This window comes from Gordonia otitidis, from assembly GCF_020735545.1.
GTDB lineage: Bacteria > Actinomycetota > Actinomycetes > Mycobacteriales > Mycobacteriaceae > Gordonia > Gordonia otitidis.
Genome location: NZ_CP085974.1, coordinates 1514824 through 1529170, shown reverse-complemented (window position 1 = coordinate 1529170; position 14347 = coordinate 1514824). Strand labels below are relative to the sequence as shown.

14 protein-coding genes are annotated in these 14347 nt (G+C 64.5%); 8 read left to right on the top strand and 6 right to left on the bottom strand.

Annotation, left to right across the window (positions count from 1 at the left end):
• The first annotated feature begins 102 nt into the window (after window positions 1-102).
• Window positions 103-969, top strand: a complete 867-nt coding sequence (locus LK459_RS06955) for a hypothetical protein (RefSeq protein ID WP_007237240.1) — start codon at window positions 103-105, stop codon at window positions 967-969.
• A gap of 61 nt (window positions 970-1030) precedes the next feature.
• Here LK459_RS06955 and LK459_RS06950 read toward each other — a convergent pair whose 3' ends face one another.
• Together LK459_RS06950 and LK459_RS06945 are read right to left on the bottom strand one after the other, a co-directional pair.
• Window positions 1031-2116, bottom strand: a complete 1086-nt coding sequence (locus LK459_RS06950; protein WP_227922359.1) for an NAD(P)H-dependent amine dehydrogenase family protein — start codon at window positions 2114-2116, stop codon at window positions 1031-1033.
• A gap of 28 nt (window positions 2117-2144) precedes the next feature.
• A complete protein-coding gene (locus tag LK459_RS06945) occupies window positions 2145-3218 on the bottom strand; it encodes a Rieske 2Fe-2S domain-containing protein (RefSeq protein ID WP_007237242.1) in 1074 nt (357 codons plus the stop codon).
• Between the two features lie 80 nt (window positions 3219-3298).
• On the opposite strand from LK459_RS06945, the gene LK459_RS06940 reads away from it, so the two are divergent.
• The 3 genes from LK459_RS06940 (at window position 3299) to LK459_RS06930 (ending at window position 6568) form a co-directional block, all read left to right on the top strand.
• Window positions 3299-3925, top strand: a complete 627-nt coding sequence (locus tag LK459_RS06940; RefSeq protein WP_007237243.1) for a TetR/AcrR family transcriptional regulator — start codon at window positions 3299-3301, stop codon at window positions 3923-3925.
• Window positions 3926-4005: 80 nt separating this feature from the next.
• Window positions 4006-5379, top strand: a complete 1374-nt coding sequence (locus tag LK459_RS06935; RefSeq protein ID WP_085949766.1) for a hypothetical protein — start codon at window positions 4006-4008, stop codon at window positions 5377-5379.
• Between the two features lie 538 nt (window positions 5380-5917).
• Window positions 5918-6568 (top strand): hypothetical protein, encoded by a 651-nt coding sequence (locus LK459_RS06930; protein WP_227922357.1) that lies wholly within the window; start codon window positions 5918-5920, stop codon window positions 6566-6568.
• 54 nt (window positions 6569-6622) lie between these two features.
• Here the strand turns inward: LK459_RS06930 and LK459_RS06925 are convergent, their stop codons facing one another.
• Complete coding sequence (locus LK459_RS06925) at window positions 6623-6823, bottom strand: hypothetical protein (protein ID WP_007237246.1); 201 nt, start codon at window positions 6821-6823, stop codon at window positions 6623-6625.
• 286 nt (window positions 6824-7109) lie between these two features.
• Here LK459_RS06925 and LK459_RS06920 point away from each other — a divergent pair, with 286 nt between their 5' ends.
• The gene (locus tag LK459_RS06920) at window positions 7110-8282 is read left to right on the top strand and encodes a DICT sensory domain-containing protein (protein ID WP_007237247.1); all 1173 of its coding nucleotides are present in this window, start codon (window positions 7110-7112) and stop codon (window positions 8280-8282) included.
• A gap of 80 nt (window positions 8283-8362) precedes the next feature.
• On the opposite strand, the gene LK459_RS06915 is transcribed toward LK459_RS06920, so the two are convergent.
• From LK459_RS06915 to LK459_RS06905, 3 genes are all read right to left on the bottom strand, one after another.
• Complete coding sequence (locus LK459_RS06915; protein WP_227922355.1) at window positions 8363-9703, bottom strand: amidohydrolase family protein; 1341 nt, start codon at window positions 9701-9703, stop codon at window positions 8363-8365.
• Window positions 9700-10728 (bottom strand): isopenicillin N synthase family dioxygenase, encoded by a 1029-nt coding sequence (locus LK459_RS06910; RefSeq protein WP_007237249.1) that lies wholly within the window; start codon window positions 10726-10728, stop codon window positions 9700-9702. Before LK459_RS06910 ends, LK459_RS06915 begins: the two co-directional genes overlap by 4 nt.
• 177 nt (window positions 10729-10905) lie before the next feature.
• On the bottom strand, window positions 10906-12753 hold the full coding sequence (locus LK459_RS06905; protein WP_227922352.1) for a CocE/NonD family hydrolase: 1848 nt from the start codon (window positions 12751-12753) through the stop codon (window positions 10906-10908).
• Between the two features lie 81 nt (window positions 12754-12834).
• Here LK459_RS06905 and LK459_RS06900 point away from each other — a divergent pair, with 81 nt between their 5' ends.
• From LK459_RS06900 to LK459_RS06890, 3 genes are all read left to right on the top strand, one after another.
• Window positions 12835-13278, top strand: a complete 444-nt coding sequence (locus LK459_RS06900; RefSeq protein WP_007239333.1) for a Fur family transcriptional regulator — start codon at window positions 12835-12837, stop codon at window positions 13276-13278.
• Window positions 13279-13336: 58 nt separating this feature from the next.
• Window positions 13337-13768, top strand: a complete 432-nt coding sequence (locus LK459_RS06895; RefSeq protein ID WP_007239332.1) for an organic hydroperoxide resistance protein — start codon at window positions 13337-13339, stop codon at window positions 13766-13768.
• A 101-nt stretch (window positions 13769-13869) separates the two neighbouring features.
• Window positions 13870-14346: a Dps family protein gene (locus tag LK459_RS06890; protein WP_007239331.1), complete on the top strand. Its 477-nt coding sequence runs from the start codon at window positions 13870-13872 to the stop codon at window positions 14344-14346.
• Window position 14347 lies beyond the last annotated feature (1 nt).

The window sequence follows — 14347 nt, the reverse complement described above, 5'->3', positions numbered from 1 at the left end:
GTGAATCCTCCTCGGAGGTTGTCTGATGATGACCATACGCCGATGTGGGTTAGTGTCTAGTCATGTTCGGCAAGTTCTCCGGCGTTGTCGTAGGCGAGCGTCATGGCGGTTGATTGGACGCGATTCGCAGAATTCGTGCGTGACGAAATCGTCGACGCTGTCGAGAATTTCGTCGCGGACGAGCCGGGGTGTCGTCCACAGCGCGCGGCGATTCACGACCTTCACACCGACGGGCTGGTGATCCTGTTTCCGACGATAGCAGTGGCCAAACCCGGCGAGGACGTGTGGTCGCCGGATGAGTGGGCATCGCAACGTGATTCGACGCGGAAGGCCGATCGGTGGGCGGCGCGGCTGACTGCCCACGCGGGCTCGGGCTGGGCGGGCTGGCCAGATGTCATCCACGGCTTTCGCGAGGGCATCGCTTCGGGATGTCGTGCCGCGAGTGCCGAACTGATCGAATCGGACCTTGTCGCAGAGGAATTCGTCGCGGTGGCGCTGGGCGACGACGAGCTCGTCGCCGCATGCCTGACGCCCGCCCGCCTGGACAGAGAGTTTCCGGCGGTGGCGGCTCGTCGGCACGGTTCCACGCGGATCGGCGCGATCGAGCCCGCCCGAGGCGGTAGGGTCGTCGCGCAGCAGGACGTCACCGTCGGGGTGGACACGGAACCGGTGTCGTTTTCGATGCTGGATTCGATCGATCTGGCGTCGTTCACCGACAGTGAAGCGCTCGCCGCGATCGCCGGGCCATACCTCGGTACGCGAAAGAACGGGCGACTGACATATCAGCCCCTGGAGCGGATTCTCTTCGAGCGCCCGAGACTTCACGATCGACTGATGAGCCGACTGACACCCGCCGAGATGTATCCGATCGACGCCGACGATCTGCCTGTGGCGGTTGCTGCGCTGTCGTCGGGCTGGCCGTTCATTCGGAGACACGCGGCCATCGTTCTCCTGAGTGCGCACCTGTGACGCCATTTGGTGAACGTCGACGCGCTGCAGAGGTGGATGGCCGCGTGCGAGGCCGGAGTGCTCAGATCTTGAAACTCCCCGCAAACGCGCGCAGGGGCAGATCGTTGCTCGTGATGATGCCGGGCCGCGCCTCGACCACAGACCGAATCGAGTTCAGAGCGGGTAGCCCGGTCACGGTCATTCCGATGGAGGCGAAGTTCTCGGGTTTGGACAGGTCCATGTCCGCCCTGGGGAAGATCATGTGTTTGCTGTAGATGCTCGGGTCGCCGGTGATCTGAGTGATGTAACAGGCCTTGATATCCCACGCCGGATCGGTGTGCGGGGTCATTTGCCATTCGAGGTGGGTCTCGACGCGCGGCACCCCGTCGACCATCCCCTGATACTTGATGTAGTTGGCACCGAGAGATCCCTTGGGTAGGAAGTACCACCCGAGATCGACGTCCTTGGTACATGCGCCGAGTTCGTAAGAGTACTTCACCTCGTCGAGCTCCAGACCGAATGCGTCGGCCATGAGATACACCGAGTCGGCGAACACCGCGGTGTACTTGTACAGCGAATCGGGGATTGACGGGTCATCGACGGGTAATCCGTAGCCCACTGCTTTCCAGGTGTCCACAGAGTGGTGGCATGAGACGTCCACCGACTCGGTGACGGTGACGTTCTCGATCTCGGCGACATCGGCGCTGTGCACGATACCGAGGATCTGGCAGAGTCCGGGATTCATGCCCGTGCCGTAGAACGTGGAACCTCCGCGTTGGCACGCAGCCTCGATGACCTCGCTGACCTTGCGTCCGGAAGGGTGCTGCCAGTTGGTGTCTCGGTGATACCCGGTGATCCAGTCGGCGGTGGTCACGACGTTGATTCCTGCCTCGAGTACCTTCTCGTAGAGGTCCTCGTCGGGGAAGACGCCGTGGAATGTGAGCACGTCGGGCTTTGCCGCGATGATCTCCTCCACCGTACCGGTGGCCGTCACGCCGAGCGGTGGTAGCCCGACGATCTCGCCCGCGTCGCGGCCGACTTTGTCGGCCGTGTAACAGTGCAATCCAACGAGTTCGAGGTCGGGATGGTTCTGGATTCTTCCGATCATCTCTGTTCCCAAATTACCTGTGGCGACCTGGAATACGCGGATGGCGGGGGAGGTACTCATGGATGGTCCTTTCGTGTGGACGTAGTGCTCAGGCGGTTGCGGCAATGGCCGAGGGATGCAGCGGAACGATCGCGCCGCTTTCAGGCCGGGCGGGATCCCGGCCGTACGAGGAATCGCCCCCGGGATAGAACTGCACTGCCCAGTTGCGTAATGCGGTGAAACCCTTGAACTCTCGTTGAGAAAGTGCGGGCGGGTCGGAATAGCGTTGGTGCGACCAGATCTCGACGTCGTTGTCGAACTGCTCGACGACGAGGTCGGTCATCACCTTGCCGTACTTGGTCAGTTCGGTGGCCTGTTCCTCACCCGGCTTCTTGCCGATCCAGACGGTGAAGCGTACGTCGCAGGTGGATTCGTCGACCGGCGTCACCGCAGGCATCGTCCGGTTCTCGACCATGCCCCATGACTTCGTGATCGAACAACCCAGTCCAGCGTTGACGGAATAAACGCCGCTGGAGGCTGTTTCGAGTGTGACGCCCTCTTCGAAAGCGATGGTGAAGTCGACATAGGAGACGGGGCCGTCGAAATCGTGCCGCGTGAACTCGGGCATGAACGGTGTCTGGTGTACGAACTTGAAGTGCGCGAAGTCGACACCGTTCTCCATGATGTACTGCGGATGGAGCTCGCGTTGCTTGTGGAACAACGTGCCGCCGGGGATCGGAGGGTAATAGTTGTCGGCGTCGCTCGGGTCGTCGCCGAAGGCTGTGAACATGTCGGGTACTTCGAAGTACGGCGGACGGGAATCGACGTCGAACCAGATCCAAACCGCATGGTTGCGCTCGACGACGGGGTAGCTGCGAATGCGCCTGCCCTTGTTGGGGCGCTTCTCGTACGGGATGCAGACATTGCGTCCCTGTTCGTTCCACTGCCATCCGTGGAACGGGCACACCAGATTCTCGCCCTCGACCCGACCGCCGTATCCGAGATGCGCGCCGAGGTGCTCGCAGTAGGCGTCGAACACCGACAATCTCCCCGACGCTGCGCGCCACGCGACCATGTCACGTGAGAAGTACTTCATGGTGTGGACGTCGCCGATCGCGATCTCGTTCGACCAGGCGACCTGATACCAGCCGGTCGGTTCCATCGACAACGGGGTCTGTGCCATGTGCAAAACCGTAGAACCCTCTGTGAAAGAATGCAAGAGGGTTCTGTGTAAATATCGCCGGGCGGTTAAACTCGGTCAGCATGAGCGAGGCGACGACCACCCCCCGACGCGCGAACAAGCGCGGTCAGGCGACGCGCGACAGCATGATCCGGGCCGCCATCGCGGCGCTGGCGACAGGTGATCCGACCGCTGTGTCGGGCAACCGCATCGCCCGCGAGATCGGCGCCACCTGGGGTGTGGTCAAGTATCAGTTCGGCGATATCGACGGTCTGTGGGCGGCGGTTCTTCGGCACACGGCGGACGAACGCGGCGATCTGCCGGCGAACGTCAAACCCGGTGGCACATTGGAGGAGAGGGTGTCGGCCCTCATCGACGCAATGTTCTACGGACTGACGACGCCCGAGGCACGCGCGATAGAGACACTACGCGCGGCCCTACCGCGCGAGCACGCCGAACTCGAGCGCGAATTCCCGCTCACCGCAGCAGAATTGGCATCGTGGAAACCGAGTTGGGATGCAGCGTGCGAACGTGCTTTCGCCGATCTCGACCTCGACCCGCAGAAGGTTCGCCAGATGGCAGCCCTCATCCCGGGAGCGATGCGTGGACTCATCTCCGAGCACACGTTGGGCACATACGGCAACCTTGACGACGCCCGTGCGGGAATGGTGGGTGCCATCGTCGCCTATCTGTCTACAGTGACCCGGTGACATTGCTGCGTCGTCGGTGGACTGCTGTTCTCATCGGCCTGCTCGTTGCCTCGGTATGCGTGGTTTCGGTGTCCACCGGAATCGCGCTCGCGGCTCCCCGGCCGAGTGGTTCGGCGGCACCGGCTCCCGGCCCGACGATGGGCCTCGGTCCCGTCGGGACGTCGCTGATGCACGGCGATCTCTGGTCGTCGGACTCGACGCCGTTCGCCGGGCCCGGGGTGAGCGCGCACGTCGCCGCGTCGTCGGTGCCGGGCGGCGCATGTGCGGCCACATTCATCGGCGGTGACGGGTTTCCGGTGTCGCTGTGTACCCAGTACGTCGGTACGGCTCCGCTCAGCGTCGCGGTGGCGACGGTGACCCTCTTCGACCCGAAGACCGCGGCCCCCATCGCCCGTAGGCAGCTGACCAAGGGTGGACTTCTCGGTGGTGTGTACGGGTATCTGGACGACCGGGACAGGGTCGTCGTCGCCGACGGTTCCGGTGCGATTCTGCGAGTGGCACACAGACATTCGTCGCAAGGGTGGCAACTGTATGTCGACGACCGTATCGATCTGGCAGCTCATGTGCCTGCGGGAGATTCGGTCACGGCTCTCGCCCCCGACTTCGCCGGCCGAACGTGGTTCGTGACCACACACGGTGTCGTGGGAACGGTCGATGACGCTCGGCGCGTTCGATCGATGCACTTGCCGGCGGGTGAAGATCTCGGTAACGGTTTGTCGGTACGTGCGACAGGGGTGTCGGTGATATCGACACACGCACTGTACGAGATGCGTGCCGCTGCCGACGGAACGCCAGAAGTGTTGTGGCGCCGAGAATACGACCGCGGCCCGGCACGCAGGCCCGGCCAGCTGACCTGGGGATCCGGAACGACGCCCACCTACTTCGGACCGGGTGGCGACGGATGGGTCGCGATCGTCGACAACGCCTCCCGACCACAATTGATCGTCTACGACAGCAACAACGGCGAAACAGTCTGCCGCATCCCCGCATTCGGCTCGTCGGGTCAGGGCACAGAGAACTCGCCGATGGCGTGGGGGAACTCGCTCATCATCCCGAGCACATACGGCTACCAGTACCCACCCATGGCCGTGACCGGGGCGAGCATTCCCGGGGACGCACCGTTCGTCGGCGGATCGACTCGCATCGACGTCACGGCCGCCGGCTGCCGTCGGGTGTGGGAGAACGGAGACCGGCTGGCGTCGCTGCCCCGGCTCTCACGAGCCGACGGACTCATCCACGGTCTCGGCTACGGGCCGTACCGTCCCGGTGCGATCCAACAGGTCGGGCCGATCGACTACATCGCCACCGACTTCGCGACCGGCGCCCGTGTGCGGACCCTGCACGTCGGAGAAGGTCCGGTCGACGAGCCGCTCGAATTGACGGGAACCATTGGTCCCGACGGCGCTCTCTGGCAGGCCACGGCGACACGGATGATCAAAGTCGCACCGCGCTGAGGTGCGAGGCGTGGCTCCGGAACACGTGTGTGCGGGCCGCGTCGTGGTGGTGGACCGATTCGGGGATCTGCCGGGCGCGGCGCGGGTGTGCGGGAACTAGGGGAAGGGTTCGTTCCGCGGGTTTTGTCACTTTCCGTGGGTTGTTTCGCGGGGAAGGGGCGGGAACTGGGGGAAGAGTTGTTTCCGCGGGTTGTGTCGCTTTCCGCGGGTTGTTTCGCGGGGAAGGGGCGGGAACTGGGGGAAGGGTTGTTTCCGCGGGTTTTGTCGGGGCGCGGGGCTGCGTTGACTGCCTGGCTGCGCGGGTGCTGGAAGGGGTCTTTCCGCGGGTTGTGTCGCTTTCCGTGGGTTGTTTCGCGGGGAAGGGGCAGGAACTAGGGGAAGAGTTGTTTCCGCGGGTTTTGTCGGGGCGCGGGGCTGCGTCGACCGCCCCGCGGCGCGGGACCGGCTTCGCAGCGGTCACCGCGCCGCGATCCCGTCGTCTGACGGCGGGGCGCGGATCTCAGGATCGCGCTGTGCCGGCAGTGCGACAATCGTGACCATGACCGACCCCGACGACCCAGATCGCGTACCAACCCAGGCTGAGCTCGACGCCGAGGACCTGGCAGCGATCGAGCGTCGATCGAAGGACAAGGACGAGGCGATGCTCTACCCCTCGCGGCCGGTCGATCCCGGTCCGCCGCCGCGCGCGTTGACGGTCCATGCGCGCGTCGCGTTCTGGGGCGCGGCCGTCGCAGCGATGGTCTCGTTCGTCTACGGCCTCGTCAATATCGGCACGATCAAGGGCTTACTTCGCGATCGGTTGCGAGAGGGCGTCGCGAGCGACCCACGCAACGCGGCGCCCGCCGATCGCATCGACTCGCTGGCGAACTTCTTCCCGGTGTTCATGTTGGTCATGATCGTCGTGTTCCTCGTCGTCGAGTACGCACTGCTCGTCGGAGCGGCGAGTCACCACAGCCGCAACTGCCGGAACTTCTACCTCGCGGCCGTCGTCGTGAATCTGCTCTGCATCCCCAGCGGCATCGACCTTCTGTTCCGTTACCCCGATCTGTGGTCGGCGATGCCGATCATCGGGTGGTTGCAGTTCGCCCTGTTGGTGGTCTCTGCGCTGTGCACGATCCAGAAGTCCGTCAATCGGTGGCTGCCACAATTGACGCGGATGCGACCGACCAGGATGCTGCGGGGTAGCTGAGGGGGTTCCCGACCCGGGCGGCGGAATCGGCCCGCTCAACCAGCGGGCACGAACTCACCCAGCGAAGAACAGCGAACCGAACGTCACCGCGGTGCTCGCTGCGAGAAGCCCGACGATCACCGCTCCGGACCTGGCCGACGCGATCAGTGGAGCCGCCTCGGGTGTTTCGGCGGTTGTCGTCGTTCCGGCGAGCGGCTGGTCCTGAGATGGGCCGGGGGCGCTGCCAGGGTGAACGTCCGTGGTGACCACCGACATGAGCGTCTCCTCACTCCAGATGTCGTCACGAAACGGCTGCCATGACGCTCTGTGGTCGACAGTAGGTCTCAGCGCACATCGCTGACCAGCGCGAAAGAGTTCTGATACCTCAACAGCAACCCTTGGTAACGAACCGATCACAAGGTCCCCGGGGACCCTGTACAAGCCACTGACTTTCGCATATCTCGTAAATGGATGGTTAGCTAAGAAGATGAAGCGTCTTTCTCGACGATCCACTTACCACTCGTCGGTGCTGTCTGCCGAAGATCTGTCGATGGAGGTCGTCATGCAGTTCGCCCCGGTCCGCCGTCTCTCGGACGGTGCGCTCGCGGCTGTCGAATTGCAGGTCCGTGGTCTTGCCGGAAGCGCGATGGGCACGGCAGAGTCGTTGCGTCGCGCAGCTCGACTCATGGAGCAGAAGGCTGCACTCGACAAGCAGAAGATGGTCTTCGCCGAGTCGCCGCAGGCCGACGAGCTCGCCGAGATCCTCCCGGTCCTCATCGCCATCGACATGGATTCCATTGCGGTCGACGACCTCGAGGCGCTCCCGACCCCGCCGACATTGCAACGACTGGTGTTCTCGGTCTCACCAGCACAGTTGCTCTCGCGTCCGCACGAGATGCTCGCCGCCGTCGCGGCCGCGCGCAGTCGCGGCAGGGTGATCTGCGTCGACGGCATAGGCGTTGACCCGCATGCGATCTCTATGCTGCCGCTCATCGAACCGGACGTGATCATCACTGGACCGGAACTGCTCTCGGTGACCACCGAACCCGACATGGCCGAGGTGGCGCACGCACTCGCCGCCCACGTCGAACGAAGCCACGCCGTCGTTGTCGCGGAGGGAATCGACGACGAGAAGTCGCGATCAGCGGCCCTGACGATCGGGGCGACCCACGGCACCGGCAAGCTGTATCCGGCGGTAGCCAATCCCTCAGAACTACCTGACGATGAGGTCGTGCCCTTCCCCGAGGCGCCGGTCTGGTCGAGTCCCGCCCCGGCGGCCGACACGCCCTATGGGCTGGCGTCCGGTCTGTCCGAGCCGCGGCGGGGAACCAAGCGGTTGCTGGTGGAGATGAGCAAATCCCTGGAGTCGCAAGCGGCGTCGGCAGGGCAGGCGATGATCGTGGTCGGGACATTCCAGCACGCCAAGCACTTCACCGAGGTGACAGCCTCGCGCTGGCGTGAACTCGCGGATGTCACCGGATTCGCGGGCGTCTACGGGGTCGGTTTGTCGCACATGGTCGACGGCAACATCCGGCACGCGCCACTCGATCCGGCGGACGATCTCGTCAACGAGTGGACCGTCGCTGTGCTCGGCCCGCACTTCGCGGCATTGCTCTCGGCGCGCGATCTGCACGACGACTGCGCGGACCTCGAACGCAGCTTCGATTTCGTGCAGTCCTACGACCGACTCACCGTGACACAAGCGGTCCACAGCATCCTGACCCGGTTCTGCTGACGAAGGGAGGGGAGTCAGACGCGGCGGCGTCGACTCCCTCCCTTCGTCCGAAACGCCGGCCCGCAGGGTGGTGTCGATCCTCAGGACAGGGCTGCGATTTCCTTCGTGAACGCGGCCTCGTCGATTCGAACGCTACGACCGTCGGAGATCACTACGTCGCCGTCGACCATCACGATGTCGACGATCGAGCGCGAGCCGGTCGTGAGCAGTGATGCCCCCGGATCACGCACCGGCAACGTCGCGTAATCGCGGTCGAACCGGACAAGCGTCAGGTCGGCCGGTGACCCGACGCTGACGCCACCGATCACCTCGGGCAGCCCGAGCGCCACATTCGCTCCGCCGCAGGCGATGTCGAGCATCGTCTCGAAACCCATGAGGTCGGCGCGTTTGTGCGCCGCACGCTGTAGATACGCTCCGACCCGGAAGGTCTCGAGCATGTCCTGGGTGTCGTTGCTGGCTGCGCCGTCGACGCCGAGTCCGACGCCGAGGCCGCGGTCGAGCATCGCTGGGACAGGTGCGATGCCGCTGCCGAGCCGCATGTTCGACAACGGATTGTGCGACACGGCAACTCCACGCTCGGCAAGTATCGACTGTCCGACGTCGTCGAGCTCGACACAGTGCACGGCGAGTACCCGGTTCCAGAGGAAACCGTTCGAGTCGAGGTATTCGACAGCACCGAGCCCCGCGTGCTCGAGGCACATGACGTCATCGGTCGGCGTCTCGAGTAGATGGATCATCACTGACATGTCGCGTTGCTGTGCGAACTCGCGCAGCGTGATCATTCCGGTCTCGGTGACCGATCGGGGATTCGGCACGGCCAGCGCGACGGTGATCGGGGAGTCGGCGACCTGATTACGCAGATGGTCGACGTGATCGAGCACGTCGGTGAGCGGTTGCATGAGGCGCGGCTCGAAACCCCACTTGCGGGTGGCATCCGGCCTGTCGGCGACACCGCGCCCGAGGACCGCGCGGATCCCTGTGTCCTGCAACGCTTGGATGACCGCACCGTGTACCTCATCGGACGGATGTGGCCACATGTGCTCCACAACGGTCGTGGTGCCGGATCGAAGCATCTCGAGGCTCGCCGCGACCGCCGCCGTGTAGGCGCGCTCCGGCGTGATCGCGACCGATTCCTCACCAACCGCGAGCAACCATTCGAGCAGCGGGGTGCACTCGGCGATGCCACGCATGAGCGACTGCTGCAGGTGCGTGTGCGTATTGACGAAGCCGGGGATGACGTAACCACCGGTCGAGATCGATTCGCCTGGAGCATGTTCCGACGACGCATGAGCAGTGATGGATTCGACGACGCCGTCGACCACGCGTACGTCCTGGTGCTCGATCCAGATACCCCCGCTGTAGACCGAGGTGTCGGAGAACACCGATGCCCGGTGTCCTCCGACGGTCACTCCGGTCGTCACTTGGCGAAGTTCGCGGCGATGCGCTGGGCGATGTAGTCGCCGCCGGTGATCGGCGGGTACTTGCCTGCGGCGCTTTCGATCACGGCATCGGTGTTCGCCTGCGCGAAGTACGCGATCGTGTATCGCGGCCCCGTGTACTCGCCACGACGCGGTGCGCGCACGCGATGGAAGTTCGACGGCAGACGGTCGTCGGACCAGCGCATCAGCATGTCGCCGATGTTGCAGGTGATTGCTTCATCGGAGGGCTCGACGGGCGTCCAGGCCTGCGACGAGGCCTCGGCTCCCGGCAGTACCTGCAGGCCACCCTGGCCCGCGCGCTGGAACAGCAGCGTCAACGCGTCGAAGTCGGTGTGTGCGCCCGCACGCCAGACGTTCGGCTCATCGAGCATGGCGTCGGGGAAGGCGTAGTAATGGAGCAGACGTAGTGTGCTCTGGTAGGTCGCTGTGCTGGGATCATGTGCGCGAGTGAAGAATTCGCGGTCGAAGCCGAGCTTGTCTGCGAAGCACCCGAGGATGTCCATAGCGAGCTTCCAGCACTTGTGCTCGAAGTCGAGGAGAGTCTGGCGGAAGCCAGCGAGCTCCTCCTCGGACGGCCACAGGCCCTCCATGCGGGGAAGCGTGAGCTGGTAGGACTCCTTCTGGTCCGGTGTGCCCACCGACGGGCGAACCTGGCTGGAGAACTCCCAGCCCGCGTTCTGCCCCTTCTTGAGTGGGAACTGCTCCTTGATCTCACGCGGGAGCTCGAAGAATTTCGCCGACATCTCGAAGGCGTGGTTGACCTCGGCCATGTCGATGCCGTGGTCGACAACCTGAAAGAATCCGATGTCTGTTGCAGCGGACCACAGTTCGTCGGCGATCTGCTCGCGACGCTGTTCGAAGTCGGCGAGGCTGATACGCCGGACCTCGCGATCGGTGGTCTCGGTGCCCAATCCACCCATCTGCGCTTCGCGGTTGAGCTCGGTCATTCCGTAGGAATCGGATTCCGGGGAGGATGCAGCGGCGGTTGCCGAAGTGGTGTTGCTCATGGTGTGTTCTCTCTTCACGAATGAGATCGCGTGCGCTTTTCGACGCGGGACCCGAGAGAAGGGCCGTCACGGACGCGAACATCGGGACTCTTCCCCGTTGCTACACGTGATCTCGTGGGAACAACGATACGACAGGCGGAGCGGCTGCGCCACTCGAGAGTCCGGCGACGGGCGAGGTCAGACGACCGGGAGTCGGAGGGTCTGCTCGGGGCCCGCATCGATCGACACCGGGGTCGGGCGCATACCGCCGCGATAGTTCGTCGATCCTCCGGAGACCACGAGCCGTAGCCGGTGGCCGGGGCCGAAGCGATGGACGACTGCGGGAAGAGTGATGGTCAGCGGGTGGTCGGGATTCGAAATCCGCACCGGAGCAACGAGATTGCCGACCGTTGTCGATACTCCCGCCGCATCGACGTCGACAAGCCGGGCGAACAGTACGAGTTGGTCGGCGAGAGCCGCGCTGCTCGTCTTCGGTGCTCGCACACGCAACCGCAGTGTCGGTGTTCCGACGACATCGAGGGCGGCAGGCAGCGGAGCGGTGTCCCACTGTGCGAAGGTGCCCGCGACATCGCGTTCGGGGGCGCTGATCAGTCCGAGCGCGTCGGGCTTGTCGTGTGAGGTCGGCAGTCCTGCAGGTGGCGTGGTCAGCCGCGCGGTGCCCCGACTCGGCATCGACGAGGAGGGCACCAGGCCGTTCACCCCGGAGAGGGCGAACTCCTCGCGGTCGCCGACGTCGACAGTTGTGGCCGTCGCATAGGCGGGGGTCGCGATGCCCCGATAGTCGATCCAGTTGCGGAAGTAGGCAAAGGCGGGGCCGGTACCGGTACCGATTCCCTTCAGATAGTGGTCGAGCCACGCCGTGGCGCGATGCATGACGTACTGGCCATCGGGGTCGGGCTTGTCAGACGAGAAGTCGCCGGGAGCGGGCGATCCCGAGTGTCCGCCGGAGAACCAGATCATCGACGTGGGGACGCCCCTCGCCAGCAGTCCGCGGTGGGTGGCCAGTGCTTCTCGGAGAGTGAACAGGGTGTCCTGTTCGCCCTGCACGAGCAGTGTGGGAATGGTGATGCGATCGAGGAACGAGGCAACCGAGCCCCGTCGGAATCCATCCAGGATCGACGGGTCGACTGTTCCGGTCGTGGCCGATTGGACGAGCGCGTCGCACACCGCCGCAGGAAAGTCGGGGCACCCTGCCAGTCGTTGCGGCTCGACAGCCGCGTGCTGGACACCGGAGACGAGTCCTCCGGCGACCAGGGTGGCGCTCCAGTTGAGCTTGACCGCACCCTGTGTCGGGGTACTGACACCGACCGTTTGGCCGGTGTTGTTGGGCGACAACGAATACGAGAGGTCGTTCCAGGTCGCCATCGGCACGATCGTGTCGATTCTCGGATCGACAGAGGCGGCGGCGAACTGGATGTGGCCGCCGTAGGAGCCACCGATGATGCCGACGCGCGGATCGTGGGAGCTGTGGGCGCCCCGATGGTCGACGCTGTCGCGCTCGACGACGTCGAGTACGGGTGCGGGCGTCGTGTGTGCGGCGTCGCGGAAGGCGATGCCGTTCGTGCCGCCCAGATAGCTGACGAGTCGCGACGCGGCGTCGCCGTCCGGGGTCGGACTGTCGAACGTGACGCGGCAACCCGATCCGCCGAACCCGAGCCCGGAGTAGGCGAGTACGACGTAACCGCGCGCGGCGAACATGCGTGCCAGCGGTGCCTGATCGTCCTTGCTGCCGCTGAAACCGTTGGTCGTCAAGATCGCAGGTGCACGCTTCGCTGACGAAACACCGTGCGGGACATAGAGATCACCGATCACGTCGCAGCGCGGGCCCGAGTCGTGTGCGACGTCGAAATGCAGTGTTGTCACCGTGCTGGAGTCGGATGCATGCGCCGGTGGCGCCACGACCGCGCCGACTGCGCCCAGTAGTACGGCAAGCGCGCTGACGACGAGCGAGCGGATCAATCCCTCAGAGAGCCCAGACACCCTGAGAGCATGCCAGTTGCCGTGCGGATTCAGAAATCGCTTCATCGTCTCACTGCACCGAATGACCAAAATTGGACATGATCTAAAAACTAGACCAAGTCCAATTTGGCTGTTACGATGAACTCCATGCAGGATCGACAGGCCCTCGGACGACAGCTCCGTGACGCGGGGATGCGGGTCACCGCCCCTCGTCTCGCGGTGCTCGAGGTCTTGGCCGCGTATCCGCATTCGACGGCCGACTTCGTCGCCCGCGGAGTGCGGGAGCAGCTCGGGGGCGTGTCGAAGCAGACCGTCTACGACGTGCTGCGTTCATGTACGGAGAGCGGATTGCTCCGTAGCATCGAGCCTGCAGGTTCTGCGGTGCGCTACGAGACACGCACCGCAGACAATCACCACCATCTCGTGTGCCGCACGTGTGGCGAGATCGTCGATGTCGATTGCGTCGTCGGATCGGCACCGTGTCTCATGCCGGACGCCGACCACGGTTACTCGATCGACGAGGCCGAGGTGACGTTCTGGGGTCAGTGTCCAGCCTGTCGTGCCACCGCGCCGTCGGAGCCGGATCGCTGATCTGTCACACACCAGCTCAACCACGACAACAGTTCTCACACACTTCCAGGAGATGACCATGGCTATCGAACCCGCATACACGATCTCGTCGACAGCAACCGGAGGTGGTCGCGACGGTGAGGTCGTCTCGGCGAGCGGGCAGATCGATCTCGATCTGCGTCCGCCCAAGGAGCTTGGCGGTAGCGGAGAGGGCAGCAACCCCGAAGAGCTCTTCTCGGCCGGATATGCAGCCTGTTTTCTCGGCGCGCTACGCGCGACATCCAAGAATGCTGGAACGCCCGTCCCCGATGAGTCGACGGTCACCGTCACCATCGGTATCGGGAAGGACCCGGCCGACGGAGGGTTCGGACTCGTCGCCGACATCGAGACCTACATCCCCGGCGTCGACGAGGCGAAGGCGAAGGAACTCGCCGAGGGCGCGCACGCCTTCTGCCCGTACTCGAAGGCAACGAAGGGCAACATCGCCCACAACCTAACGGTCCGCGTCTGAGCAGCTGACGCGACCGTTGCGAGTCCGGCGCCACAGCCCGGCGCCGGACGTACGTCACGACCCGCCCACCGGCGGGCAGACATGAGAGAAGGAGTCACACAATGACGAACACTCCGATCACGAGCACGTTGACCGATGAGCAGAAAGCGATCACCGGTCATGCGCTGCAGCAGACGCTGGTCGATCTGATCGACCTGTCCCTCGTCGCCAAGCAAGCGCACTGGAATGTCGTCGGGCGCAACTTCCGCTCGGTTCACCTCGAACTCGACGAGCTGGTCACGGTGAGCCGCGAGTTCACCGATCAGGCCGCAGAACGGGCGACGGCCATCGGGGTCTCGCCGGACGGCCGGGCGGAAACCGTGGCCAAGACGGCGGGCACCACCGGATTCGGTGACGGATGGACTTCTGACACCGAGGTCATCACATCGATCGTCGACAACCTCAAGGCAGTGATCGCCGGTCTGCGCACGCGGATCGACGAGACAGAAGACGCCGATCCGGTCACCCAGGACCTGCTGATCTCGTTCGCCGCGAAGCTGGAACAACTCCATTGGATGTGGCAGGCGCAGATCGCCTGAA

What these genes read in the sequence shown, in the direction of transcription:
- LK459_RS06950 (WP_227922359.1), bottom strand. Translation starts at nt 2,116, where the DNA reads ATGAGTACCTCCCCCGCCATCCGCGTATTCCAGGTCGCCACAGGTAAT.
- LK459_RS06910 (WP_007237249.1), bottom strand. Translation starts at nt 10,728, where the DNA reads ATGAGCAACACCACTTCGGCAACCGCCGCTGCATCCTCCCCGGAATCC.
- LK459_RS06920 (WP_007237247.1), top strand. Translation starts at nt 7,110, where the DNA reads ATGCAGTTCGCCCCGGTCCGCCGTCTCTCGGACGGTGCGCTCGCGGCT.
- LK459_RS06895 (WP_007239332.1), top strand. Translation starts at nt 13,337, where the DNA reads ATGGCTATCGAACCCGCATACACGATCTCGTCGACAGCAACCGGAGGT.
- LK459_RS06905 (WP_227922352.1), bottom strand. Translation starts at nt 12,753, where the DNA reads ATGAAGCGATTTCTGAATCCGCACGGCAACTGGCATGCTCTCAGGGTG.
- LK459_RS06925 (WP_007237246.1), bottom strand. Translation starts at nt 6,823, where the DNA reads ATGTCGGTGGTCACCACGGACGTTCACCCTGGCAGCGCCCCCGGCCCA.
- LK459_RS06945 (WP_007237242.1), bottom strand. Translation starts at nt 3,218, where the DNA reads ATGGCACAGACCCCGTTGTCGATGGAACCGACCGGCTGGTATCAGGTC.
- LK459_RS06900 (WP_007239333.1), top strand. Translation starts at nt 12,835, where the DNA reads ATGCAGGATCGACAGGCCCTCGGACGACAGCTCCGTGACGCGGGGATG.
- LK459_RS06890 (WP_007239331.1), top strand. Translation starts at nt 13,870, where the DNA reads ATGACGAACACTCCGATCACGAGCACGTTGACCGATGAGCAGAAAGCG.
- LK459_RS06940 (WP_007237243.1), top strand. Translation starts at nt 3,299, where the DNA reads ATGAGCGAGGCGACGACCACCCCCCGACGCGCGAACAAGCGCGGTCAG.
- LK459_RS06955 (WP_007237240.1), top strand. Translation starts at nt 103, where the DNA reads ATGGCGGTTGATTGGACGCGATTCGCAGAATTCGTGCGTGACGAAATC.
- LK459_RS06930 (WP_227922357.1), top strand. Translation starts at nt 5,918, where the DNA reads ATGACCGACCCCGACGACCCAGATCGCGTACCAACCCAGGCTGAGCTC.